Annotated in this window: 22 protein-coding genes; 13 read left to right on the top strand and 9 right to left on the bottom strand. The window is 56.8% G+C overall.

What is annotated here, in order from left to right:
* Positions 1-75: 75 nt before the first annotated feature.
* Positions 76-1,233, bottom strand: a complete 1,158-nt coding sequence (locus tag AC2FGE_RS16725; RefSeq protein WP_496820372.1) for an acyl-CoA dehydrogenase family protein — start codon at positions 1,231-1,233, stop codon at positions 76-78.
* Between the two features lie 215 nt (positions 1,234-1,448).
* On the opposite strand from AC2FGE_RS16725, the gene AC2FGE_RS16720 reads away from it, so the two are divergent.
* The 4 genes from AC2FGE_RS16720 to AC2FGE_RS16705 all read left to right on the top strand — a co-directional run bounded on the left by AC2FGE_RS16720 (position 1,449) and on the right by AC2FGE_RS16705 (position 8,452).
* The gene (locus tag AC2FGE_RS16720; protein ID WP_496820376.1) at positions 1,449-3,917 is read left to right on the top strand and encodes a heavy metal translocating P-type ATPase; all 2,469 of its coding nucleotides are present in this window, start codon (positions 1,449-1,451) and stop codon (positions 3,915-3,917) included.
* Complete coding sequence (gene cueR / locus AC2FGE_RS16715) at positions 3,914-4,303, top strand: Cu(I)-responsive transcriptional regulator (RefSeq protein WP_496820371.1); 390 nt, start codon at positions 3,914-3,916, stop codon at positions 4,301-4,303. The genes AC2FGE_RS16720 and cueR overlap by 4 nt, the downstream gene beginning before the upstream one ends.
* A gap of 105 nt (positions 4,304-4,408) precedes the next feature.
* The gene (locus tag AC2FGE_RS16710) at positions 4,409-5,281 is read left to right on the top strand and encodes an NAD(P)-dependent oxidoreductase (RefSeq protein ID WP_496820370.1); all 873 of its coding nucleotides are present in this window, start codon (positions 4,409-4,411) and stop codon (positions 5,279-5,281) included.
* Positions 5,282-5,386: 105 nt separating this feature from the next.
* Positions 5,387-8,452: an aminotransferase class III-fold pyridoxal phosphate-dependent enzyme gene (locus AC2FGE_RS16705; RefSeq protein WP_496820369.1), complete on the top strand. Its 3,066-nt coding sequence runs from the start codon at positions 5,387-5,389 to the stop codon at positions 8,450-8,452.
* 5 nt (positions 8,453-8,457) lie between these two features.
* On the opposite strand, the gene AC2FGE_RS16700 is transcribed toward AC2FGE_RS16705, so the two are convergent.
* Positions 8,458-8,934: a hypothetical protein gene (locus AC2FGE_RS16700; RefSeq protein ID WP_496820368.1), complete on the bottom strand. Its 477-nt coding sequence runs from the start codon at positions 8,932-8,934 to the stop codon at positions 8,458-8,460.
* The gene (gene hemP / locus AC2FGE_RS16695; protein ID WP_496820367.1) at positions 8,931-9,098 is read right to left on the bottom strand and encodes a hemin uptake protein HemP; all 168 of its coding nucleotides are present in this window, start codon (positions 9,096-9,098) and stop codon (positions 8,931-8,933) included. The genes AC2FGE_RS16700 and hemP overlap by 4 nt, the downstream gene beginning before the upstream one ends.
* 221 nt (positions 9,099-9,319) lie before the next feature.
* On the opposite strand from hemP, the gene gph reads away from it, so the two are divergent.
* Both gph and AC2FGE_RS16685 read left to right on the top strand, forming a co-directional pair.
* Positions 9,320-9,994 carry a phosphoglycolate phosphatase gene (gene gph, locus AC2FGE_RS16690; protein WP_496820366.1) on the top strand — a complete coding sequence of 225 codons (675 nt, stop codon included), beginning with the start codon at positions 9,320-9,322 and terminating at the stop codon, positions 9,992-9,994.
* A 300-nt stretch (positions 9,995-10,294) separates the two neighbouring features.
* Positions 10,295-11,110, top strand: a complete 816-nt coding sequence (locus tag AC2FGE_RS16685) for an IclR family transcriptional regulator (RefSeq protein WP_496820365.1) — start codon at positions 10,295-10,297, stop codon at positions 11,108-11,110.
* A 1-nt stretch (position 11,111) separates the two neighbouring features.
* On the opposite strand, the gene AC2FGE_RS16680 is transcribed toward AC2FGE_RS16685, so the two are convergent.
* Positions 11,112-11,678, bottom strand: coding sequence for a tetratricopeptide repeat protein (locus AC2FGE_RS16680; protein ID WP_496820363.1), 567 nt, complete (start codon positions 11,676-11,678; stop codon positions 11,112-11,114).
* A gap of 117 nt (positions 11,679-11,795) precedes the next feature.
* Here AC2FGE_RS16680 and AC2FGE_RS16675 point away from each other — a divergent pair, with 117 nt between their 5' ends.
* Positions 11,796-12,539, top strand: coding sequence for a rhomboid family intramembrane serine protease (locus AC2FGE_RS16675; protein WP_496820361.1), 744 nt, complete (start codon positions 11,796-11,798; stop codon positions 12,537-12,539).
* A 5-nt stretch (positions 12,540-12,544) separates the two neighbouring features.
* Here the strand turns inward: AC2FGE_RS16675 and AC2FGE_RS16670 are convergent, their stop codons facing one another.
* A complete protein-coding gene (locus tag AC2FGE_RS16670; RefSeq protein ID WP_496820360.1) occupies positions 12,545-13,330 on the bottom strand; it encodes an inositol monophosphatase family protein in 786 nt (261 codons plus the stop codon).
* Positions 13,331-13,549: 219 nt separating this feature from the next.
* Between AC2FGE_RS16670 and AC2FGE_RS16665 the strand changes: the two genes are divergently transcribed.
* Positions 13,550-14,008, top strand: a complete 459-nt coding sequence (locus tag AC2FGE_RS16665; RefSeq protein ID WP_496820359.1) for a hypothetical protein — start codon at positions 13,550-13,552, stop codon at positions 14,006-14,008.
* 52 nt (positions 14,009-14,060) lie between these two features.
* Here the strand turns inward: AC2FGE_RS16665 and AC2FGE_RS16660 are convergent, their stop codons facing one another.
* A complete protein-coding gene (locus AC2FGE_RS16660; RefSeq protein WP_496820357.1) occupies positions 14,061-14,966 on the bottom strand; it encodes a LysR family transcriptional regulator in 906 nt (301 codons plus the stop codon).
* A 94-nt stretch (positions 14,967-15,060) separates the two neighbouring features.
* Here AC2FGE_RS16660 and metF point away from each other — a divergent pair, with 94 nt between their 5' ends.
* Together metF and AC2FGE_RS16650 are read left to right on the top strand one after the other, a co-directional pair.
* Positions 15,061-15,927, top strand: a complete 867-nt coding sequence (metF, locus tag AC2FGE_RS16655; protein ID WP_496820356.1) for a methylenetetrahydrofolate reductase [NAD(P)H] — start codon at positions 15,061-15,063, stop codon at positions 15,925-15,927.
* 236 nt (positions 15,928-16,163) lie between these two features.
* Positions 16,164-16,829: a J domain-containing protein gene (locus tag AC2FGE_RS16650; protein WP_496820355.1), complete on the top strand. Its 666-nt coding sequence runs from the start codon at positions 16,164-16,166 to the stop codon at positions 16,827-16,829.
* Between the two features lie 56 nt (positions 16,830-16,885).
* Here AC2FGE_RS16650 and AC2FGE_RS16645 read toward each other — a convergent pair whose 3' ends face one another.
* Positions 16,886-17,404: a YHS domain-containing (seleno)protein gene (locus AC2FGE_RS16645; RefSeq protein ID WP_496820354.1), complete on the bottom strand. Its 519-nt coding sequence runs from the start codon at positions 17,402-17,404 to the stop codon at positions 16,886-16,888.
* Positions 17,405-17,653: 249 nt separating this feature from the next.
* On the opposite strand from AC2FGE_RS16645, the gene yghU reads away from it, so the two are divergent.
* Complete coding sequence (gene yghU, locus AC2FGE_RS16640) at positions 17,654-18,532, top strand: glutathione-dependent disulfide-bond oxidoreductase (protein WP_496820353.1); 879 nt, start codon at positions 17,654-17,656, stop codon at positions 18,530-18,532.
* Positions 18,533-18,586: 54 nt separating this feature from the next.
* Here the strand turns inward: yghU and AC2FGE_RS16635 are convergent, their stop codons facing one another.
* A complete protein-coding gene (locus AC2FGE_RS16635) occupies positions 18,587-19,375 on the bottom strand; it encodes an SseB family protein (RefSeq protein WP_496820352.1) in 789 nt (262 codons plus the stop codon).
* Positions 19,368-19,955, bottom strand: a complete 588-nt coding sequence (locus AC2FGE_RS16630; protein ID WP_496820351.1) for a uracil-DNA glycosylase family protein — start codon at positions 19,953-19,955, stop codon at positions 19,368-19,370. Before AC2FGE_RS16630 ends, AC2FGE_RS16635 begins: the two co-directional genes overlap by 8 nt.
* A 150-nt stretch (positions 19,956-20,105) precedes the next feature.
* Between AC2FGE_RS16630 and AC2FGE_RS16625 the strand changes: the two genes are divergently transcribed.
* Both AC2FGE_RS16625 and AC2FGE_RS16620 read left to right on the top strand, forming a co-directional pair.
* The gene (locus AC2FGE_RS16625; RefSeq protein ID WP_353010523.1) at positions 20,106-20,765 is read left to right on the top strand and encodes an ABC transporter ATP-binding protein; all 660 of its coding nucleotides are present in this window, start codon (positions 20,106-20,108) and stop codon (positions 20,763-20,765) included.
* On the top strand, positions 20,743-22,329 hold the full coding sequence (locus tag AC2FGE_RS16620; RefSeq protein ID WP_496820350.1) for a KpsE/RkpR family capsule polysaccharide export protein: 1,587 nt from the start codon (positions 20,743-20,745) through the stop codon (positions 22,327-22,329). Before AC2FGE_RS16625 ends, AC2FGE_RS16620 begins: the two co-directional genes overlap by 23 nt.

Here is a 22,329-nt window from a genome sequence, read left to right as displayed (position 1 = left end):
GCAAAGCCCGCGCTGGCCCGGCCCAACCATCACAGTCGTTTCGCCAGAAACGGCGAAGATGTGCGGGAGCCCCTTCTACACATCCAAAGACCGTGCAATCAGTTCCTTCATGACCTCATTGGTGCCGCCATAGATCATCTGCACGCGCGCATCGGCGTAGAGGCGGGCGATCGGGTACTCCATCATGAAACCATAGCCACCAAACAGTTGCAGGCATTCGTGCATGATTTCATTCTGTACCTCCGACCCCCAGTATTTGACCATCGAAGCCGTGGCAGCGTCCAACTCTCCAGCTTCCAGCTTGGCGATACAGTCGTTTACAAAACTGCGCAGCACTTCCGCCTTGGTCTTGCACTCTGCCAGCTTGAACCGCGTATTCTGGAAATCCATGACGCGCTGCCCAAAGGCTTTGCGCTCTTGCACATATTTCACTGTTTCGGCGATGGCGAAGTCGATCGCGCCCAAAGCCATCAAACCAATCGTCAACCGCTCCCACGGCAGTTGCTTCATCAGCTGATAGAACCCCTGACCTTCTTCCGCACCCAGCAGATTGGTCATTGGAACCTTGACGTCTTCAAAGAACAGCTCGGCGGTATCGTTGCCCTTCATGCCAAGTTTCTTGAGGTTCCGACCGCGGCGGAACCCTTCGGCCCCTTCTGTCTCAACCGCGATCAGCGAAACACCCTTGGCACCCAGAGATTTATCCGTCTTCGCCGCGACGATCACCAAATCCGCCGATTGACCATTGGTGATGAAGATTTTTGAGCCATTGAGCTTGTAGGAATTGCCATCCTTTTCAGCCACCGTCCGCACGGCCTGAACATCAGACCCGGTGCTAGGCTCAGTCATGGCCAAAGCCCCAACCATCTCACCTGATGCCAACTTGGGCAGCCACTTCCGTTTCTGGTCTTCGCTGCCATAGGCCGTGATGTAATGCGTCACAATGGATTGGATACCATAGCCCCAACCCGCATCACCTCTTGCAGTTTGTTCGTAAATGGTAACGGCATCAAACCCCATGCCGCCGCCAACACCACCATATTCCTCGGGGATTGCGCCAGCCATCAGGCCCGCCTGCCCTGCTTTGTGCCAGAACGCGCGATCTACCACGCCATTGTCGGCCCAAGTCTCGATATTGGGAACAAGTTCATCGTCCATGAACCGGCCTGCCATATCGGCAAACATGCGGTGTTCATCAGTGACCCAGGCGGCGGATGAAGAAAAAAGCGACATCTTAAGCTCTCCGATAAGTAGTTATCCAAAAACTACAGGTCTGCGCGCGTCCCGCCAATCCATGTGACGCGGCGTTTCTGGCAGTTTCAACGCTGCGTTCCTGCTTAAACCAAGTCAGATCTTGTCGTGTTTCCAAAGAAATGCCACGCGCGCCCTTGACCTTCCCGTCACTGGAACCCCCAACTAAGCAGCAACATAGGACCGGGATGAGTCGGATGGCGAACGCTCAGCAGATACAGATCAAAATCACAGGTATGAACTGCGCCTCTTGCGTTGCGCGGGTCGAAGCCGCGCTATCCGGCACCGAAGGTGTCAGAACCGCGACGGTCAACTTTGCGACCCAGTCGGCGCAGGTGGCCAGCGACACGCCTGTTTCTGTGTTGACCGACGCGTTGGAACAGGCCGGTTATCCTGCCGTCCTCAATGAGATTGTTCTCAAGATCGACGGCATGAATTGCGCATCATGCATTTCCAAGATCGAACGGTCGCTGGCCAAAGCGCCGGGCGTTGTCCGCGCCGATGTCAATCTGGCCACCCAGACAGCGCATGTAACCTATGCCGAGGGAAGTACTACGCCCGCCATTCTTGCAGGGATCGTCACAGATATAGGCTATCCCGCGCAGGTCAGCTCGTCAGAGGCGAATATCAGTTCGAACACAAATGAGGCGACAGACCTGCGCCGTGCGACGCTTCTTGCAGCAATCCTAGCCCTGCCGGTGTTTATCCTTGAGATGGGTGGTCACTTGGTCCCCGCCTTTCATCATTGGGTTCACGGAACCATCGGGGTACAGACCAGCCAGCTGATTCAGTTTGCACTAACCTCTGCCCTGCTGATCGGACCGGGGCGCATATTCTATCAAAAGGGTATCCCAGCGCTGCTGCGCGGCGCGCCTGACATGAATGCCTTGGTCGCGTTAGGAACGGGTGCCGCCTATCTGTATTCGTTCACGGCCGTTTTTGCGCTCGAAGTGTTGCCTCAGGGGTCAGCCAATATCTATTTCGAGTCCGCCGCCGTGATCGTGGTTTTGATCCTTCTGGGTCGCTGGCTCGAGGCGCGGGCAAAAGGCAAGACCGGCGCGGCAATTCGCAGGCTGGTCGGGTTGCAGCCCAAAACCGCTCGCGTCGAGATCGAAGGCGAGACCCAAGACCTCCCAATAGCTAATATAGCCGCCGGCAACATCTTGCATATCCGTCCGGGAGAGCGCATTCCGGTCGACGCGCAGGTGCTGGAAGGTAGCGCTTATGTCGATGAAAGCGTGATCACGGGCGAGCCGATCCCCGTGGGCAAAACCGCAGGTGACCCGGTTGTTGGCGGAACCGTCAACGGAACCGGTGCTTTGCGGGTCAAGGCCACACATGTGGGGGCTGATACCGTGTTGGCGCAGGTCATTCGGATGGTAGAACAGGCGCAGGGGGCCAAACTACCAATTCAAGGTTTAGTCGACCAAATCACCTATCGGTTTGTACCAGCAGTTATGGTCATTGCGGCTGTCACCGTTGTCGCTTGGCTGTTGCTGGGTCCGGCACCCGCCCTGTCACATGCCTTGGTCGCGGGGGTTTCAGTCCTGATTATCGCCTGTCCCTGCGCGATGGGTCTGGCCACGCCAACCTCGATCATGGTGGGAACGGGCCGCGCGGCTGAGCTGGGCGTGCTGTTCCGCAAAGGCGCTGCCTTGCAGCAATTGCAGCAGGCGAAGGTGATTGCGTTGGACAAAACCGGGACACTGACCCTTGGACATCCCGAACTGGACAGCATGACCCCCGTCAATGGTTTTGACGCGGCTGATGTTCTGCGCATCGCTGCGGCTTTGGAGGCGCGGTCTGAGCACCCTATTGCAACTGCAATCACTCGTGCTGGACCTGCCAATTTGCCGGAGGCCTCAGAGGTTCAATCACTCACCGGCCTTGGCCTGCAAGGGCGGGTCGAAGGTCAATCCGTTTCAATTGGCTCGCAATCGCTCATGGATCAGCTTGGGATTTCGGTAAGTGACCTCACACCCGAGGCCAATACCCGTGCCGCCGAAGGCGCAACACCCTTGTACGTGGCCATTGACGGGCAATTGGCGGCGGCGATCTATGTCTCGGACCCGATCAAACCCGGCACGCCCGAGGCGCTGAAGCGCTTAGGAGGAACAGGTGTAACCTTGGCCATGGTCACAGGCGACAACGCGCGCACGGCTCAGGCACTGGCGGATCGTTTGGGCATCAATCACGTCACGGCGGAAGTTCTGCCTGACGGAAAACGAGACGCGATTGATGAGTTGCGCGACAAGTTTGGCACGGTGGCTTTTGTCGGTGACGGTATCAACGATGCGCCCGCCCTCGCAGCCGCAGATATTGGCCTTGCGATTGGTACCGGCACAGATGTGGCAATCGAAACTGCTGATGTCGTTTTGATGTCAGGTGATCTGCGCGGAGTGGCGAATGCCGTCGAAATCAGCCGCCAGACATTGCGCAACATCCGCCAGAATCTGGGCTGGGCTTTCGGATACAACATCCTTCTGATCCCGGTGGCTGCGGGCGTGCTCTATCCTTTCGGTGGACTCTTGCTGTCGCCAGCACTGGCCGCCGGGGCCATGGCCCTGTCCAGCGTCTTTGTCGTTTCAAACGCCCTGCGCCTGCGCCGGGTGAGGGCCGACTTGCCGCATGCCGCGTTCGGCACATCCAGAGAGGTCCCCGCATGAATATTGGAGATGTCGCCTCCCGCACGGGGCTACCTGCAAAGACCATCCGCTATTACGAAGAGATCGATCTGATCAAACCGCTGCGCGACGATAATGGGTATCGTGTTTTTCGCGCTCAGGATTTGCATAAGCTGAATTTCCTGGGGCGTACCCGCGCATTGGGATTCACGATTGAGGATTGCCGGACGTTGCTTGCCTTGTATGAGGATGAAACCCGCGCCAGCGCAGATGTGAAACGCGTGGCCCGAGATCATCTGGCGCAGATCGATGCGAAAATCGCGGATCTGAAAGCCATGCGGGATACGCTTGGTCATCTTATTGATGCCTGTGCTGGGGATGATCGGCCCGATTGTCCGATCTTGCAAGATCTTGGCGGCAGGCCCTGACGCGGGGTTGCCCTTTGGGCGCAGCTTTGCTTTGTCTCTGCCCAACCGGTCTTGCCTGCGGAACATCGCAGGCCACAAGGCCCGATATCAGAGAGGTTTTTCAAAATGGCAAAAGTTGCGTTTCTTGGCCTGGGTGTCATGGGTTACCCAATGGCGGGGCATTTGCAGGCTGCAGGTCATGACGTAACCGTCTACAATCGCACCGCCGCAAAGGCCCAAGCCTGGGTGGACCAACATGGTGGATCAATGGCGACCACTCCGCTAACTGCCGCGCAGGGGGCCGAGTTTGTCATGGCTTGTGTCGGCAATGATGATGACCTGCGTATGGTCTGCACGGGCGATGATGGGGCCTTTCACGGTATGGCCTCAGGCACAACATTTGTCGATCACACCACAGTTTCCGCCAAAGTGACCCGCGAGCTGTATGCAGCATGTCAAAGCAAGGGCATCGCTTTTGTAGATGCCCCGATCTCGGGCGGTCAGGCCGGTGCCGAGAATGGCGTTCTGTCTATCATGTGCGGCGGGGATCAGGCCGCTTACGAGGCTGCCGAACCCATCATGCAGGTCTATTCAAAAATCTGCCGTCGGATCGGTGACAGTGGCGCAGGACAGATGACCAAGATGTGCAATCAGATCGCCATCGCCGGTCTGGTTCAGGGCCTCAGCGAAGCGCTGCATTTTGCCGAGAAGGCCGGGCTGGACGGCCGTTCGGTCGTCGAGGTGATCAGCCAGGGCGCGGCGGGCAGCTGGCAGATGTCCAACCGGTTCGAGACCATGCTGGACGATCACTTTGATCATGGGTTCGCGGTGGACTGGATGCGCAAGGATCTGGGGATCTGCCTCGACACAGCCAATGACACAGGGGCGTCCCTGCCCGTCACAGCGCTGGTCGATCAATTCTATAAGGATGTGCAAAAACTGGGCGGCGGACGATGGGATACATCGTCATTGTTCAAACGTTTGCGCGCTTTGGGTTGATGTAAGGGGGGGCTGTCTGCCCCCCGCCGCGCCTTTCGGCGCGCCTCCCCCCGAGGATATTTTTGGCCAGATGAAGGGTGAAGCCTTCGGTCAGAAGGAAAAGGTATGAGCGATTTGATTGCTTTCTGGACAGCAGCATTGCGGGCGCAATGGGGGCTTGAGGCCCGTTTGACACGGCTGGATGGCGAATTTGATCTGAACTTTCTGGTCGAGGCCAAGAACGGGCAGGATTATGTTCTTAAGGTCATGCGTGCGGGATGCGAAGCCAGCCTTGTGGATTTGCAAATCGAGGCGTTGGAATACCTATCGTCAGCGGCACCAGGCCTGCCTTTTCCAAAGGTTTTTGCCAATTTGAATGGGGGTCTGTTGGCTGAGCTTCAGGACGAGACCGGCACCCCGCGCCTGGTTTGGCTATTGGAGCGCTTACCCGGTCAATGCTACGCCAAGGTGGCACCAAAGAGTGAAGAGTTGATCCTGAAACTCGGGCGTGTACTTGGTGCGACGGATCGTGCGTTAGAGGGATTCACCCATGAGGCCTTGGAGCGGGCAGAATTCAAATGGGACCTCATGCAGGCCAGCTGGATTGAGGCGCATCTGGAGGCTGTCTCGAACCCGGATCGGCGCATGTTGGTAGCAGAAGTTGCGCAAGGGTTCAGGGCTGTTTCAGAACAGCTTGCGCGATTACCCAAGCAGGCCATTCACAATGATGCAAATGACCACAATATTCTGGTCGATGGCGATTTTGGGCAACGACGGACAGTTTCGGGCCTGATTGATCTGGGCGATATGTGCGCAGCCCCTCGGGTTTGCGATCTGGCGATCGCGGCGGCTTATATCGTTCTGGATCATCCCAAACCCGAACGCGCGCTGACCGCATTGGTGCGTGGATATCACGCCGCCAACCGTCTGAGCGCCGAGGAAATCGATCTTATCTGGCCACTGCTGCGCATGCGTCTGGCGGTGTCAGTTATAAACTCGACCCTGATGGCGGTGAAAAATCCAGACGATCCTTATGTCACGATTTCGCAAGCGCCTGCATGGCGGTTCTTGGAAAGCGCATCTGTCAACGGCGGCCTGATGCCTGCACGCCTGCGTGCAGCCTGCGGCCTGCCCGTGACCGACGGGGCTGATCGTGTTCGCACCTTCCTTGCCGAACATCGCGGCGGGTTCGCACCGATGTTCGGAGAAGACCTGAGCGACGCTCCCATGGGGTCTTTGTCTGTTGAAAACTCGGTCTGGCCACAAAACCCGTTCCACATGCCGCTGGAAGAAGCGGCACACGTGGGGGAGGAGTTCGGGGACGGGCTCTGGCTGGGGTACTATAACGAACCGCGCCTGATCTATGCGGAGCCTGGGTTTCGGAATGGTCCGTGGAAAGCCTCGGACCGGCGGACCGTGCATCTGGCCGTGGATGTGTTCGCACCAGCGGGCACGGCTTTACATGCGCCACTGAGCGGGCGAGTTGAGGTTGCGGAGAATCGGAACTCTCACCTGGATTATGGCGGCGTGGTGATCCTGCGTCATGAAACGCCCGAGGGCGATCCGTTTTACACACTCTATGGTCATCTGGACCCTGAGGTTTGTGAGCGGCTAAAACCCGGCGATCCGGTTGCCCAAGGCGCAGCCTTTGCCCGGTTAGGGGATGCCAGCCAGAATGGCGGATGGGCCCCGCATGTACATTTCCAGCTGGCGCTGACCACGGTAGGAATGGAAGCTGATTGGCCCGGCGTTGGCGACCCGGATGAGATGTTCTTATGGCACCAACTCTGCCCAAACCCGGCGGCGTTGCTGAATCTGCCGGACGAAAAGGTATTCTATGAACCTAGCGACAAAAGCACTGTTCTGCAGGGTCGACATGATCATTTCGGCGGCAACCTAAGCCTAACCTACGATGACCCTGTCATGCTGGTGCGGGGCTGGAAACATCACCTGTTCGATGAATGGGGCCGTCCGTATCTGGATGCTTACAACAACGTGCCGCATGTCGGGCATGCGCATCCGAGAATACAGGCCGTTGCTGCGGATCAGCTGAAACGGATGAACTCGAACACGCGCTATCTGCATCCGGCACAAACGGCGTTTGCTGATAAGGTATTGTCCAAACTGCCTGATCATTTACAGGTGTGCTTCTTCGTCAATTCCGGCACCGAAGCCAATGAACTTGCGCTGAGGCTGGCCCGCGCCCATACCGGCGCCAAAGGGATCGTGACCCCGGATCATGGGTATCACGGCAACACAAACGCAGCCGTGGCGATTTCTGCTTATAAATTCAACAAACCCTGCGGCGTTGGGCAGGCCGATTGGGTGGAACTGGTCGAAGTGGCTGACGACTATCGCGGATCGTTCAAACGGGACGACCCCGACCGTGCCACTAAATTCGCCGCGCTTGTGGAGCCCGCCATTGCCGCACTCCGCGACAGGGGCCATGGGCTTGCGGGTTTTATCGCCGAAACCTTCCCTTCGGTTGGGGGGCAGATCATCCCTCCCAAAGGATATCTGCCTGCGATATATGAGAAAATTCGGGCTGCCGGGGGCGTTTGTATCGCCGATGAGGTGCAGACCGGGCTTGGGCGTTTAGGGGAGTATTACTTCGGCTTCGAACATCAGGGGGCATTGCCTGATATCGTTGTGCTGGGCAAACCCATCGGCAATGGGCACCCCCTTGGCGTTGTGATCACGACAGAGGAGATCGCCCAAAGTTTTGACAACGGGATCGAGTTCTTTTCAACCTTTGGAGGCTCAACCCTATCCTGCCGGATCGGTAAAGAGGTGTTGGATATCGTCGATGACGAGGGCCTGCAGGGTAATGCGCGGGCCATGGGCGCGCGTCTGATCGACGGGCTGAAACAGATCGAATCTGACTTTGAAAGTGTCGGTGATGTACGCGGGATGGGGCTGTTCCTAGGGGTCGAACTGATCAACCCAGATGGCTCGGAAAGCACCGAGATCTGCCGATATGTCAAGAACCGGATGCGCGATCATCGCATCCTGATCGGCAGCGAGGGGCCCAAGGATAACATCCTGAAAATCCGCCCCCCTCTGACCATCGAAGCCGAAGATGTGGATATGATCCTATGGGCGCTGCGGGATGTGTTGTCAGAGGTTGGAGATTATGCCCCTGCACCGGCGTGCGATCATGATCACCATCACGCCGGATGCGGGTGTTGTTAAGGGGGCTAATGCAAAGCGGTTGATGATGTTTGATGACCGGTGCTTGGCAGCGGTACAGATTTCATCATCCGGCGCAGGGCAAAGCCCAATTCCTCGGACAATGACGCCAGTGCGGGGGCAAAATCCGGTCGCACGATCAAAGACGCCATCATCATGGCATCCTCGCGCGCGCCATCGGCCGCCGCACCGATCATCTGCGCAAAACAGTTCTCATCGGCACCAAGGCAAGCGCATCCCAGACCGTGCCGTACCAACTGACGGCGACCGTGAGTGGCGCAAAGCGAGCATAGCCTGTCCAGCGTCAGCATCGCGGCCTGTCCCTGATCCTCACCCAGCGCGATATCAAAGTCGCTTGCAGCGTCTGCACGGCCTGCTGGGCCATCGCCCCACAGCCGCAAATACATCACAGCGCCTGCTTCGATTGGGCTCAGGTCGGACAGCCGGCCAACAGCTGCGCCGCCCCGAGGTGACATGCCGCTCATTTCGTGAGGATCAGCTTACCCGCGCGGGTGATCCGCAGGGTGTACAATTGGTCCCCCAGCTCGATATGCGCAAGATTGCCACCTTTGGTCAGATCATCGGCTTTGTAAGATGGCAAGATGGATACAGCATAGGATTGGCTGGGATTCGGGTTCTGCACATTCATCGGTCAACTCCAGAAGGGTCAAGGCAAACGCCTGATCTGTTCGCGTTTCTCAAGTTCTGGCTGACCCGAAATCGGGTTGGCTCATTGTCTTGCCCTTTAATCTGATTAATTTAGTAAGGTATGTCAAGCACCCAATCTCACAATACCTATGATTGCCGGTTTACGACCCGAGTTTCCGCGCGCTAGACAGCAAATCAAACGGCAAAGAAGGAATGCAGCCCATGGCGGCGGTAATCATTTTCGACCTTGATGGAACACTTGTCGACAGTCTTGGAGATATCGTCGCAGCGGCCAACCGAACGCTGGAGGACATCGATTTTCCGCCTCTGCCGAAAGAGGTCATTGCCTCTTTCGTAGGCAACGGACTGCCCAAGCTGGTTGAACGTATGACCCGTCACGTCGGGCTTCCTGCGGAACGACATGCTGAATTGACAAAACGCATGCAAGTTCACTACGCCAACGCTGCCAGCAGCACGACTGTTCCTTATCCGGGCATCCCTGACGCATTGGAAGATTTGCGGGCCATGGGCTATTCCTTCGGGGTGTGTACGAACAAACACGAAGCCCCCGCGCGCCACATTCTGGATGCGCTGGATCTGTCGCGATTCTTCGATGTGGTTCTGGGCGGAGACAGCATGGCGATGCGCAAACCGGATCCTCGGCATCTGCTGGCTAGCTTTGACGCAATAGGCAGCCCAGGGACACGCCTTTTTGTCGGCGACAGCGAAGTCGATGCCGAAACGGCGATCCGAGCTGAAATTCCGTTTCTATTATTCACGCAAGGCTATCGGAAATCACCCGTTGCCAGTATCCCACACACAGCGGCCTACGATAGTGCAGCAGAGTTGCCATCGCGGGTTGCTCAGATGCTTGAGCCTACAGGCAAAGTGATCTGATCCCCCAAAAACTAAGTGAGGGGCCGGCCAGAAGGGGGTATAGACCAGCCCCTCATCGGGGAAAACTATTTGGTCGCGCACGACCTGATAGACTTCACCTTGATACCGCATCCCAAACTGGCGCGATATTGGGGGTTTCCCGTAGCGAAACAAAAATCTTAAAAAATATTGGATTGGAGCACTGTTTCAGGGCGTCAACTCCATCCCATCCAACCCGCCAAAATATCAAAAACGTTTTTCAATATATGAAAAAATCTGAGTTCCTCGTACTATTCCTGCAAGACTCAGGAGGGTCCAAAATTGGACATTCAGAAACGGCCGCGGGGTAGGCCCAAATCACTGTTTAAGGAAAGTTCCGCCGGGACGCTGCAATCTCTGGATCGCGCGCTGGAGGCGATCAGCACCCTTGCACGACTCGAACGCTGCACCCTCAGCGATCTCAGCCGCGAAACGGGAATACCCACCGCCACCACACATCGTATCCTGACCACGTTGGCAAAACACAGTTTTGTCCAGTTCGACGATATGCGCCAGGAATGGATGATCGGGATCGAAGCCTATCGCGCCGGTGCTTCGTTCCTCAAACGTAACAGCGTGATCGAGGCATCACAGCCCATCCTGTACCGGCTGATGAAAGATACCGGGGAAACGGCGAATCTGGCGGTTACTGACGCTTGCGACGTTGTTTTTGTGGGTCAGATCGAAACCAAAAATCCAATCCGAGCGTTCTTTCCGCCCGGTGCGCGATCACCCATGTATGCATCAGGCATCGGCAAGGCAATCTTAGCCGCACTGGAGCCTGAGGCCGTGACGCGGATTTTGTCCGCAAGCGAACCCGAGGCCTTTACCGACCGAACGCTGAGTGATCCCAAGACGCTGATGGCCGATCTTGAAACCACCCGACAGCGTGGCTGGTCATATGACATAGAAGAACGCTACTTGGGGATGTCCTGCATCGGCGCGACTATCTTTAACGAACAGAACAGCCCATGCGCCGGGATTTCTGTGTCTGGCCCGACGGCCCGCTTTAACCCTGATACGGTCGAGAACCTTGGCAGGCTGGTTGCCGAAGCCGCGCGCGACATCACCCTGGCGGTCGGAGGACGCTCCAGGTAGTTCAGATGTCTTGCCCCGGAGGGTCCAGCAAGCCACCCGGCTGCAACAAAGCCCGTTCTGACAGCCAGGGATTAAGCTCCAGCGCTTCTTTCAGTGTGGTCCTGGCCTCGTCCAGCCGTTTCAAACCCATCAACGACAACGCCCGCCCACTGATTGCAGCAACATGGTTCGGCGACAAGTCAATCGCCACATCCAGATCTTGCAGGGCCGATCCGAAATCCTGCCTGAGATAGTTCACAAAGGCCCGCTGGTTATAGCCTTCGGCAAATTCCGGACAATATTCTACCAACTGGTTAAGCTCTTCCAAAGCTCCGACCAGATCCCAAGCCTCGCGCCGCGCCATACCGCGATCCAGCAGGGTCTGTGACTTTGCGTCAGGCGCATCCGTCCAAAGCTCCCACATCTGGTTGGAATAAGTGCGCGCCACAGCCTCCGACTCGGCTTTTTGAAGCTGTGAAATCAGATCGCTCACCCCTTGCGTATGATCCGGAGCATCCGGGCAGGTCTGCGCGGCTGCGGAAGTGGTCAGAGCGACGCCAATGATCAGGCCATAGAACACGTGTGTCATACCTCAAGGATGACCCTGTTCCGCGTTCTGTCAAGTTGCAGCGGAAGGGCTTCGTTGTTGCTTAGTGCGGCATAAGCTGTTCTTGACGCCGGGCGTGGAAAAGCCCAGCGTCGCGCCATGTTTCCGATCCGCGATCATAACCCCTCGGGGCGCACGCCCTATGTCGTCTACGCAATCATGGCCGCCAATATCCTGATCTTTGTCAGCTATGTGGGGATCATGAATGACGCGCCGCTGATCAACCGGTTGTACTACGACTACGCGATCATTCCCGCGCGCATCGCGGATGGCTATGCGTTCGAAACTTTTGTAACATCCATGTTTCTGCATGGCGGCTGGATGCATCTGGCAGGCAACATGCTGTTTCTATGGATTTTCGGCGACAATCTGGAAGATGAGATGGGCCATCTGCCCTTTCTTCTGTTCTACCTTGTGGCCGGAGTCGGCGCCGGGTTGATCCATGTCATCACCGCGCCCGACTCGATGGTGCCAACCATCGGCGCGTCTGGCGCAATTGCAGGGGTGATGGGCGGGTATCTTCTGCTGTTTCCGAAAGCCCGCGTCGACATCCTGCTGATCCTGATCGTGTATTTCCGGGTCTTTTCGATCCCGGCCTTTGTGATGCTGGGTGTCTGGTTGGGAATGCAATTTGTGGGCAGCTTGAACAGCAACCCCGACGAAGGCGGCGTTGCCTATTGGGCCCATACCGGTGGGTTTGTCGTCGGATTGATCCTGTGCATTCCACTGTGGTTGAAACGCGGTGGCGTCGCGTATTGGGATCGCACCCATGGCCATCCGCCGCATCCCGAAGCAAAATACAAACTGTCGCAATCCCGCATCCCGCGCGTGCCGCGCAGGTAAGGGGTTTAGCCTCGGATTATCTTTGCAAAACTGTCAAAGATCGGCTCGTTGGCGCAGATCACCTCGCCATCGTCCAGAACGTTGCCCTCTGGGTTCAGGGGCTGCACAAAGCCACCGGCCTCTTTCACGATGATGATACCCGCAGCCAGATCCCACGCGTTCAGGCGGCGTTCCCAGAACCCTTCATAGCGGCCCGCGGCCACATAGGCCATGTCCAGCGCGGCGGCACCCCACCGGCGGACGCCGGCACATACAGGCATCAGGCGCGCCAGATCTTGCAAGGTTGCAGGCAGGTCCGAACGACCACCGAAGGGCAAACCGGTCGAGAAGATCGATTCGATCATCCGATGACGGCCCGAGACACGGATGCGCATGTCGTTCATCCAGGCCCCTTCGCCTTTTTCGGCAAAGAACATCTCATCCTTGGCGGCGTCGTAGATCACGCCAGCAACGATCTTGCCCTTGTGCTCCAGCGCGATCGAGACCGCCCAGTGCGGCAGCCCGTGCAAGAAATTCGTGGTGCCGTCCAGCGGGTCCACGATCCAGCGGCGGGTCGGGTCTTCACCATCTATCGCGCCGCCCTCTTCGGCTAGCCAGCCATAGGTCGGGCGCGCGCCCAGCAGTTCTTCTTTCAGGATGGCTTCGGCGGCGATATCGGCCTTGGACACAAAATCGCCCGCGCCCTTCATCGATACCTGCAGGTTCTCGACTTCACGGAAATCCTTGACCAGAGATCGCCCCGCTTTGCGCGCGGCTTTGATCATGATGTTGAGATTTGCACTGCCAACCATTGTGAAAAGGCTCCTGTCCGGTCAAGCCGCGCGTATACTGGGGCAAGGCGTACTTGCCAAGTGGAATGATGCGCATAGCAGCACCATAGTCTTTGCATAGCAGCTTTCTCGGCAAGCGGACTCAAGAGACACTCAAAACCCACTATTAGTAGCGTGTATTTCAAACCTGTGATGTGATCTCTGTCACAGACTCTCGCCTGAACATCGCCCAATATCGAAATGCCAAATCTGGCTTTTTTCCTAGTACTTTTGTTTCACGTTGCCTTAAGGTCCCGCGCTTTTTTTCTCGCGCTTAAAATCTTATTTGGAGTTAATTTTATGACGACTTACCATGAATTCCCGCAGCAGGACATCGACCAACTCGTTGAAACCGCACGTGCCCACTATGCGGAAATGGATCTAAAATCCATGTCCGCCAATGACATGATGCACGAGGCCACCCCTTTGAAACTGGGGGAAACCTGCATTTCGGTAGATGTCGAAAACGGAAAAATCTGTCTGAAAATTCCGATCGTTGACAAAAAGGTCTGCTTTCCAATTCCATCGTCTATCCCCAACGGAACCGCAGCAAAAGCCTGTATAAAAATATGCACAACACTCGGCTTTCCAACCGGAGCTTGCGTGACGATTACCGCACTGGGTATTCAGGTTGTGCATCAGTGCTTCGGCAAGTGCTAAGGCATTTCCGGACCTCGCGATCAGCGAGGTCCTCCACGTCGTAGCAGGACGTCTATTGGCTTTGAAGCTTGCGCGCCTCGTCTCGGGCGAGCTCGATCAGTTCCTGCACAAAAGGTTTTTCCAAATCTTCCGAGCGGACGGCAGCGTATAGGCGGCGGGTGATCCCCTCGTTCGTCAAAGGCCGGGTAACGTAGTCCGAGTTGTATTTGACCTCGCGCACGACCCAATCAGGCAACACGGATATACCCCGGTTTGACGCAACCAGCAGCAAGATCACAGCTGTCAGCTCAACCTGCCGGATAGCGGTTGGTTCAACCCGCGCCGGGATCAACAACTGGCTGAAGACATCCAGACGCGTGCGTTCTACCGGATAGGTGATCAGGGTCTGACCGCGAAAATCCTCGGCCTCGATATATCCTTTCTCGGCCAGCGGATGCGACGAGGCAGCCACAAATACAGCATTGTAATCGAAGAGTTCGACGAACTCGACGCCCGGCAGATCTTCGGGATCAGATGACACCACCAGATCAACCTCTTCCTTTTGCAACGCGGGCAAGGCATCAAAAGCCAGACCGGGACGGATGTCGACATCGACGTCACCCCAAGATTTCCGAAACGATTCGAGCACCGGAAACAGCCATTCGAAACAGGCGTGGCATTCAATAGCAATATGCATCCGCCCCGTGCGCCCGTCGCGCAACGAGGTAAATTCCTGCTGCGCTGCTTCGACCTGCGGCAGGATCTGTTCGGCCAGCCGCAACAGGCGCAACCCAGCTGCGGACAGTTTCATCGGCTTCGACCGGCGCAGGAACAATTCCACCCCGGCCTGATCCTCAAGGCCCTTGATCTGATGGCTCAGCGCAGATTGCGTAATGTTCAGCTGGTCCGCCGCACGCGCCAGCCCACCACATTCGTGGATGGCTTTGATGGTCCGCAGATGCCGGAATTCAATATGCATATGTCGCGCAACTCATGTTGTTCTTGAAGAATATGAGTTTGTCTCACATCGCTCTACGTGGCACAAGAGGCTCAATTGATCCTGCGAGGCCGTGATGACCAGACCTGAAATTTCATTCGAGTTTTTTCCACCCAAGACGCTTGAGGCATCATTCCGTCTTTGGGACACGGTGCAGACTCTGGCCCCTTTGGAGCCCCGCTTTGTCTCGGTCACCTATGGCGCAGGCGGTACCACACGAGAGCTGACGCGGGATGCGGTTGCGACGCTGCACAAATCATCTGGCTTGCCGGTCGCCGCGCACCTGACTTGCGTTGATGCGTCGCGTCAGGAAACGCTGGAGATCGCAGACAGGTTCGCCCGCGCGGGCGTCGAGAACATTGTGGCCTTGCGCGGTGATCCACCAAAAGGGCAGAACAAGTTCGTCCCTCATTCCGACGGTTTTGCCCATTCCGTCGAACTGATCGAAGCGCTGGCCGAGACCGAGATGTTCAACATCCGGGTTGGTGCCTATCCTGACAAACATCCCGAAGCCCGCGATATGCAAGCGGATGTGGACTGGTTGAAGGCAAAGCTGGATGCAGGCGCGGATGAGGCTTTAACCCAGTTCTTCTTCGAGGCCGAAACCTTTTTCCGCTTCCGCGATGCCTGCGTCAAGGCTGGAATCGACAAGCCCATCGTGCCTGGCATATTGCCGATCGAAAACTGGAAGGGCGCACGTAGTTTCGCCCAGCGCTGCGGCACCCATATCCCGGATTGGGTCGATCGGGCTTTTGAGAAAGCCGTGCGCGACGACCGTGAGGATCTGTTGGCCACCGCGCTCTGCACGGAGCTTTGCTCAGACCTGATTGAAGGCGGCGTGGACAAGCTGCATTTCTACACGCTGAACCGCCCGGAACTAACCCGCGATGTCTGCTTTGCATTGGGGATCACCCCGAAAACCGAACTTCAGAACGTCGCCTAAGACAACCGCTTCTATTGGCTTTCTGCCCGGGCTGCATCGCGGTCCGGGTTTTCTTCATCTGTAGGAAGGTTTGCCATCAATCTCGCAGACCCAGCCGGGGCGAGCGCCCAATTCGAAAACAATCTGCAGGTGACAATTCTATTGTCACCTCGACCCGCCCCAATACTCTGTAAAATTTGACAAAATCGTGACGATATCGAAACTCGGCTCATGTGTTTGTATAGAGTGTATTGAGTATGGAGACTGTTGACAAAGTTAAGGCACGCATCGACGCATTGGCGGACCTCGGGCTGGACTCGAATGCCGCTCCGGATGACATCCGGGACGCGTGGCGGCGCATCGCCTTTCACGCCCATCCCGATCACACGGGTGGGGATTCTGCAAACTTCGCGCGCGCCAAGTCAGCCTATGACTATCTGCGCAAAGAAGGTTTGACCGTCAAAGGGGCGAATGCCGGGCCTCGCCAACCGCGGCGACCACGTTTGCGGCGGCGCATTATCGAGTTGGAACCGGAAGATATCGCCAATTGCATGGCCATGCTGGACCCGGGCCGTGCCTTGCCAAATGCGGCATCGCACGATGCCTCTGACCCAGATGCGGCAACGCTCGCGGACTCGGATCACGTGCCGGACGCGGTTGGGTGCTATGGGCGCAACCTGACCTATTTTGTGCCGACCCCAGTGTGTGAAGGCGCAAATCGCATTGCGCTGCCGACATCGGTTCTAAGCTCTTCCCGGACCACCGAAACCGAGGTTTTGAGCTTTCAGTCGAACGACGAGGGGGCCGGTGAGGTCGTCATTCCAGACACAATCTGCGAACGCAAGTTCCCCGGCGCCAAGAGTGTGCGCATTCGGTTCGAAGCTGATCAGGCGATCCGCAACGAATACTGGCTTGCCAGCTGATCAGTGAAAGGCCCGGCTTATGGGGGTAAGCCGGGCCTTGTTTCGTGAGTGATCGGTTAGTTGCTAACCGGACCTTCTGAGGTGAATTTAGGGATAACACTGGTCGACGCATCGCCGGTTTCAATGCCCGGCCAGTTGCCTTCGGCCAGATTGATGTTGCCCGGCACATCTTCTTCCCAGAACCCGACCACAACATCCGTGATGTTCAGATAAAGCTTGTCATCGACGATGCGCCAAAGGTTCGGGTTGGCTGGAACCTTGCCGCCTTTTGAGACACCATAGGCGCAGTGACCATCATACTGTGGCGCATAGTAGGCCGGGTTTTCCAGGAACTTGTCGCGGTTCTCTTCGGTTGCAAACGCCCAGGTCGCGCCATTGTATTCCGCAGTGATATCCGCATTTCCACGCACAGCGGACGGCTGGCTTTGGCCAACGGCAACCTGATCCAGGTTGCGATAGGCCACAACGTCATAGCCCGAGACGGCAAACCCCGTTCCATCAACATATTGCGGGCCGGCAAAGGCCGGAATAGCCAGCGCAATGGCCGCGGCGAGAGTCAAAGCAAAGCGTTTCATATGGTCATTCCTTTTCTAGGTCATGTGCCCAAGGGCGCCGTGTTGGCGGGACTGCGCTAACAATAAGCGAATTTGTTTCCCGTCGTAGCCCTGCTCGCGCCGCTGTGACCCAGTACGAGAAATCGTGAGATGTTCGCCGGGGAATATTACAGGAAGCACCGATAGCCGGGGTTGGACTCGGAAGATTGCAACATTAGCTGTAGGAGGACCGGGCGCGCGGGCACCCGGAATTAGTAAGAAAGGCACCAGATGAGCGATCAATCCACATACACTCCCCCCAAGGTCTGGTCATGGGACAGCGAAAGCGGCGGGCGATTTGCGAACATCAACCGGCCTATCGCAGGTGCGACCCATGACAAGGATCTCCCCGTTGGACGCCATCCTTTGCAGCTATATTCGCTAGCCACGCCCAATGGCGTCAAAGTCACCGTGATGCTGGAAGAGTTGTTGGCCCAGGGTCACGAAGGTGCCGAATACAATGCCTGGCTCGTCAATATAAGTGAGGGTGACCAGTTCAGTTCAGGTTTTGTCGGTGCCAATCCGAACTCGAAAATCCCCGCGCTGTGGGATCGATCCGGTGACGAACCTGTCCGTGTTTTCGAAAGCGCTTCGATCCTGTTTCATCTGGCCGAGAGGTTCGACGCCTTCCTGCCCAAGTCCGGCCCGGAACGGACCGAGGTTATGAACTGGGTGTTCTGGCAGATGGGCAGCGCGCCCTATCTGGGCGGCGGTTTTGGCCATTTCTACGCCTATGCGCCTGAAAAATGGGAATACCCCATCGATCGTTTCGCAATGGAAACCAAACGCCAGCTGGACGTTCTGGATCGGGAACTGGCCGAGAAAACCTATATCGCGGGCGAAGACTACACCATTGCCGACATGGCCATCTGGCCCTGGTATGGGCAGTTGGTTCTGGGCCGCCTGTATGACGCCGCAGAGTTTCTGGATGTCGAATCCTACAAGAACGTCATGCGTTGGGCCAAAGCGATTGATGCGCGTCCGGCGGTTCAAAGGGGCCGAATGGTCAACCGCCCGTTTGGCGAGCCGCACACACAATTGCACGAACGCCACGAGGCCAGCGATTTCGAAACGCGCACTCAGGACAAGCTGGAAACAGCGTCCGAATAAAACAGATCACATCCTTACGCGGTGTCGCTTTAGCACCGCGTAAGGCGCAGATCGCTACTTCAGGATCGGCGGCTTTTCAGAATCACTCCCCGGTACAGGGCGTATAGTATCCGGTTGTTCCGGCTGCGGCAGGTCGAACCGCAAGCCTGTTTTCGCCAGCAGCCCGGCCGCGACGTCGTCCATGGCGAAGAACCCAACATCCATCGCACCAGCTTCGACACCCGAAAAGGTCAATGCCTCCGAGGTGGCCTTGGCCAAAGCAGGTTCCGCGCCCTCAACCGCACCCACGAACCCCAGCAAATGCCCTGTTGCTCCGTGTGCTGATTTCGTCGCGACCAAATAGGCCGATTGGGCCAACCCACCGGCGGTGGCCAGTTTTGTATCCAGCGCGGTCAGCAGGTTGTCAGGTAGCCCTTTCGGCGGAAGAAACTCAGCAATCCTTTCCTGCACTTCTTCCGGGCTGTGCTGCAAAGTCGTCGCCAGCCAACCCAACGCCTCGACCGGGATCAGCATCGAAGACGGGGCCACGTCCAGGTTCAGACCCAAACCAATCCCCTGCCCGGCAAGCATCGATGACAGCACCCGCCCAGACAGCGCAACATAGGGTACCGGGCGATCTGCAAACTGAGCCAGCCTGTCCTCGCGGTCAAACGCCAGCACAAACTGACCATCTGCCACGTCGAACACCTCGGGCGAGACATTTTCGCCCTGTGCCTCCTCGGTCAGCATCAAGAACAGCTCACTATCTGCCAAACGCTCGAAGAACCTCAGCCGGGCTTTGTCATCGTTCGGGGCGGCGTGCATCGCGGCGTGGGCCGTGTCCAAAGCCGTTGTTTCAGTCATCCAGCACCTCTTGCACCCTGGCTCGCAAAACTGGCAGCAGCTCGGCTTCGAACCACGGGTTTTTCTTCAACCATGCCGTATTGCGCCAGGACGGATGAGGCAAGGGGAAGACATATGGCGCGTGGGACTTCCAGTCTTTGACTGTATCTGTAACGGAACTGCGCGCACCAAGGTGGTACTTATGGGCATGGCCTCCCACAAGAACCGTCAGTGGGACCCCGCCAAGCGCCTCGACCACACGATCATGCCATGTCCTACGGCAGATTGCCGGTGGCGGCAAATCCGCGCCCTTGGCATCATAGCCCGGAAAACAAAAGGCCATAGGCACGATTGACAGCTTGGTCCGGTCATAGAAGACGGCATCATCAATACCCAACCACGCGCGCAATCGATCCCCGGAAGGATCAGTAAACGGACGACCTGACTCGTGTACACGCGCACCAGGCGCCTGCCCCGCAATCAGGATCGGTGTGCCCGGTTTAAACCAGACGACCGGTCGCGGCGAATGGGCCGTCTCTGTTTGCGCAAATTGATCGGCGCAAAGGCTGCAGGCTTGAATCTCATCGATCAGGTTGACCATGGAATGTTACCTGTCCCTTCCGAACGCTGGCGCATATTGATGATTTGTTTCATAATTCGACATAATGTAGCCAACATGGACCGATAGGAAATGCACCTCATCGCCATGTGATAAGAGCGACACAATACTGGATTGAGCAGCAGAGAGCAGATGCTTGAGTTCGAGAATGTCAGCAAATCCTTCTGGACCGGGACCAGCCGAAAGGTGATCCTGGATCAGGTGTCATTCCGGGTTGAACTGGGAAAATCTCTTGGGGTCCTCGCCCCCAATGGAACCGGAAAAACCACGCTTATCAATATGATGGCCGGGTTGGAAAAGCCGGATGAAGGGGTCATTCGCCGCGATTGCAAAGTGTCCTTTCCAATGGGATTTACCGGGGGTGTGTCCAGCAAGATGTCGGCGCTGGAAAATGCGCGCTACATCGCCAAAATATACGGCATGGATCCCGATTATGTTGAGGCCTATTGCAGTTGGCTTTGCGGTTTGGGTGAATATTTCAACCAGCCGCTTGCGACCTATTCCTCGGGGATGCGGGCGCGATTCACCTTTTCGCTACTGCTGGCGCTGGATTTCGACATGTATCTGATTGATGAGGGGATGCCCTCTTCCACGGATGTTGAGTTCAACAAAAAAGCCGGGGATATCTTACAGGAGCGTCTGCGCACGACGACCTTGGTGATTGTATCGCACAGCCCCGAAACACTAGAGAAGTTTGCCCAACAGGCGGCGGTTCTGTTGGACGGGCAGCTTTACATGTTTGAAACCTTGGAAGAGGCAAAACAGTTATATGACTACGAAACCCAAGGTTAGAAAGTACAATCTGGGCCGCAAGCGGCAGGTCGATGCCTCGGCCGAGGCGCGCGCGGATGCTATTGCGCGCATCCGAAACGCCACACAAAGCCCCGCCGCCGCCAATGAAACCCAGCCCGGAACAGAACTGGACGACATAAAGCGCGAAGGTCTGACCGGTCGCCAATTGCGCATCGCACGACGTCTTGCCCAAAAGCACGGGCTTGCCGCGTCTTCTGACTATGACGCTGTGCGCCTGCTGCGCAAAAAGGGCATTGATCCGTTCGAGCGGACAAATCTGCTCGAACTTGCCGCTGCAAAAGAGCCAGATGCAGACGCACAGCCCGGCAAGCCAAAAGACAAAGTCCGGGTCCAACTGCCCCAAACTACGCAGGAAAAACAGTATGGCGTTCCGGGCCCTGAAATGAGCCCGGCCGAACGGCGCAATCTGGAAATCGGGCAAATTCAGAAAGAGATCGCGCACAGGCGGCGCGTCAAACTCTTTACCTTGTTCGCCAGATTGGCCGCGTTTGTTCTTCTGCCGACCTTTGTGGTGGGGTTCTATTTCTATCGCATCGCGACGCCGATGTATGCCAGCAACTCCTCCTTCTCGATCCTGCAAGCGGATGCTGCAGGTGGCTCTGTAGGCGGCTTACTGTCGGGCACACAGTTTGCCACGGCCCAGGATTCGGTTTCGGTGCAGGATTTTCTGGAATCAAAAGAAGCACTGCTGCTGCTGGACCGGGACGCGGGGTTCGCTGAGGTGTTCAAGCAGGATTGGATTGATCCGGTCCAACGTCTGGCTCCAGACGCAACACTTGAAGAGGCATATAAGCTTTATAAGCGCATCGTAACGATCGGATACGATCCTACCGACGGAATCATCCGGATGGAAATCATCGCCCCAGACCCGCAAACCTCGACCGAGTTTTCTGAGCGCCTTATTTCCTACGCAGAAAGTCGTGTGAACACTCTGTCTGGTGAAAAGCGTGATGACCAGATGCGGGATGCGCTTGAAAGTTTCGAAGCCGCGCAAGAGGCGCGCAGGCAAGCTCAGGAAGACCTGATCGAACTGCAGCTTCAAGGCGCGGTTCTTGACCCCGAAAACGTTCTTGCAGGTCTGCGTGGTCGGATCAACGAGATTGAGATTTTGCTGCAGGACAAACGCCTTGAGCTGGCTGCCTTGCTGGACAATCTGCGCCCCAATCAGGCCAAGGTCGACGGGGTGAACGCAGATATTGCCCGACTGGAAAACGTGCTGGACGAGCTGAATGCCGAGATGCTGGATGTCTCGGCAGGCGAAAACTCGCTGGCCCGCCTGAGCGTTCGGATTCAAATGGCACAGGCTGATTTGGTCGCACGGGATATGTTGCTGCAAACCGCGATGCAGTACATGGAAACTACACGAACCGAGGCCAACCGGCAGGTGCGGTATCTGACCGTCTCGGTCAATCCCGTGCCAAGCCAGGATCCCAGCTATCCGCGCAAATTCGAAAATACGATTTTGGCTTTCCTGTTGTTTGCTGGTATCTACCTGATGATCTCGCTTACCGCGTCGGTCCTTCGTGAACAGGTATCCTCGTAA

It is taken from the genome of Ruegeria sp. YTSA075 (genome assembly GCF_059610245.1).
This window is presented reverse-complemented; position numbering and strand designations above follow the sequence as displayed.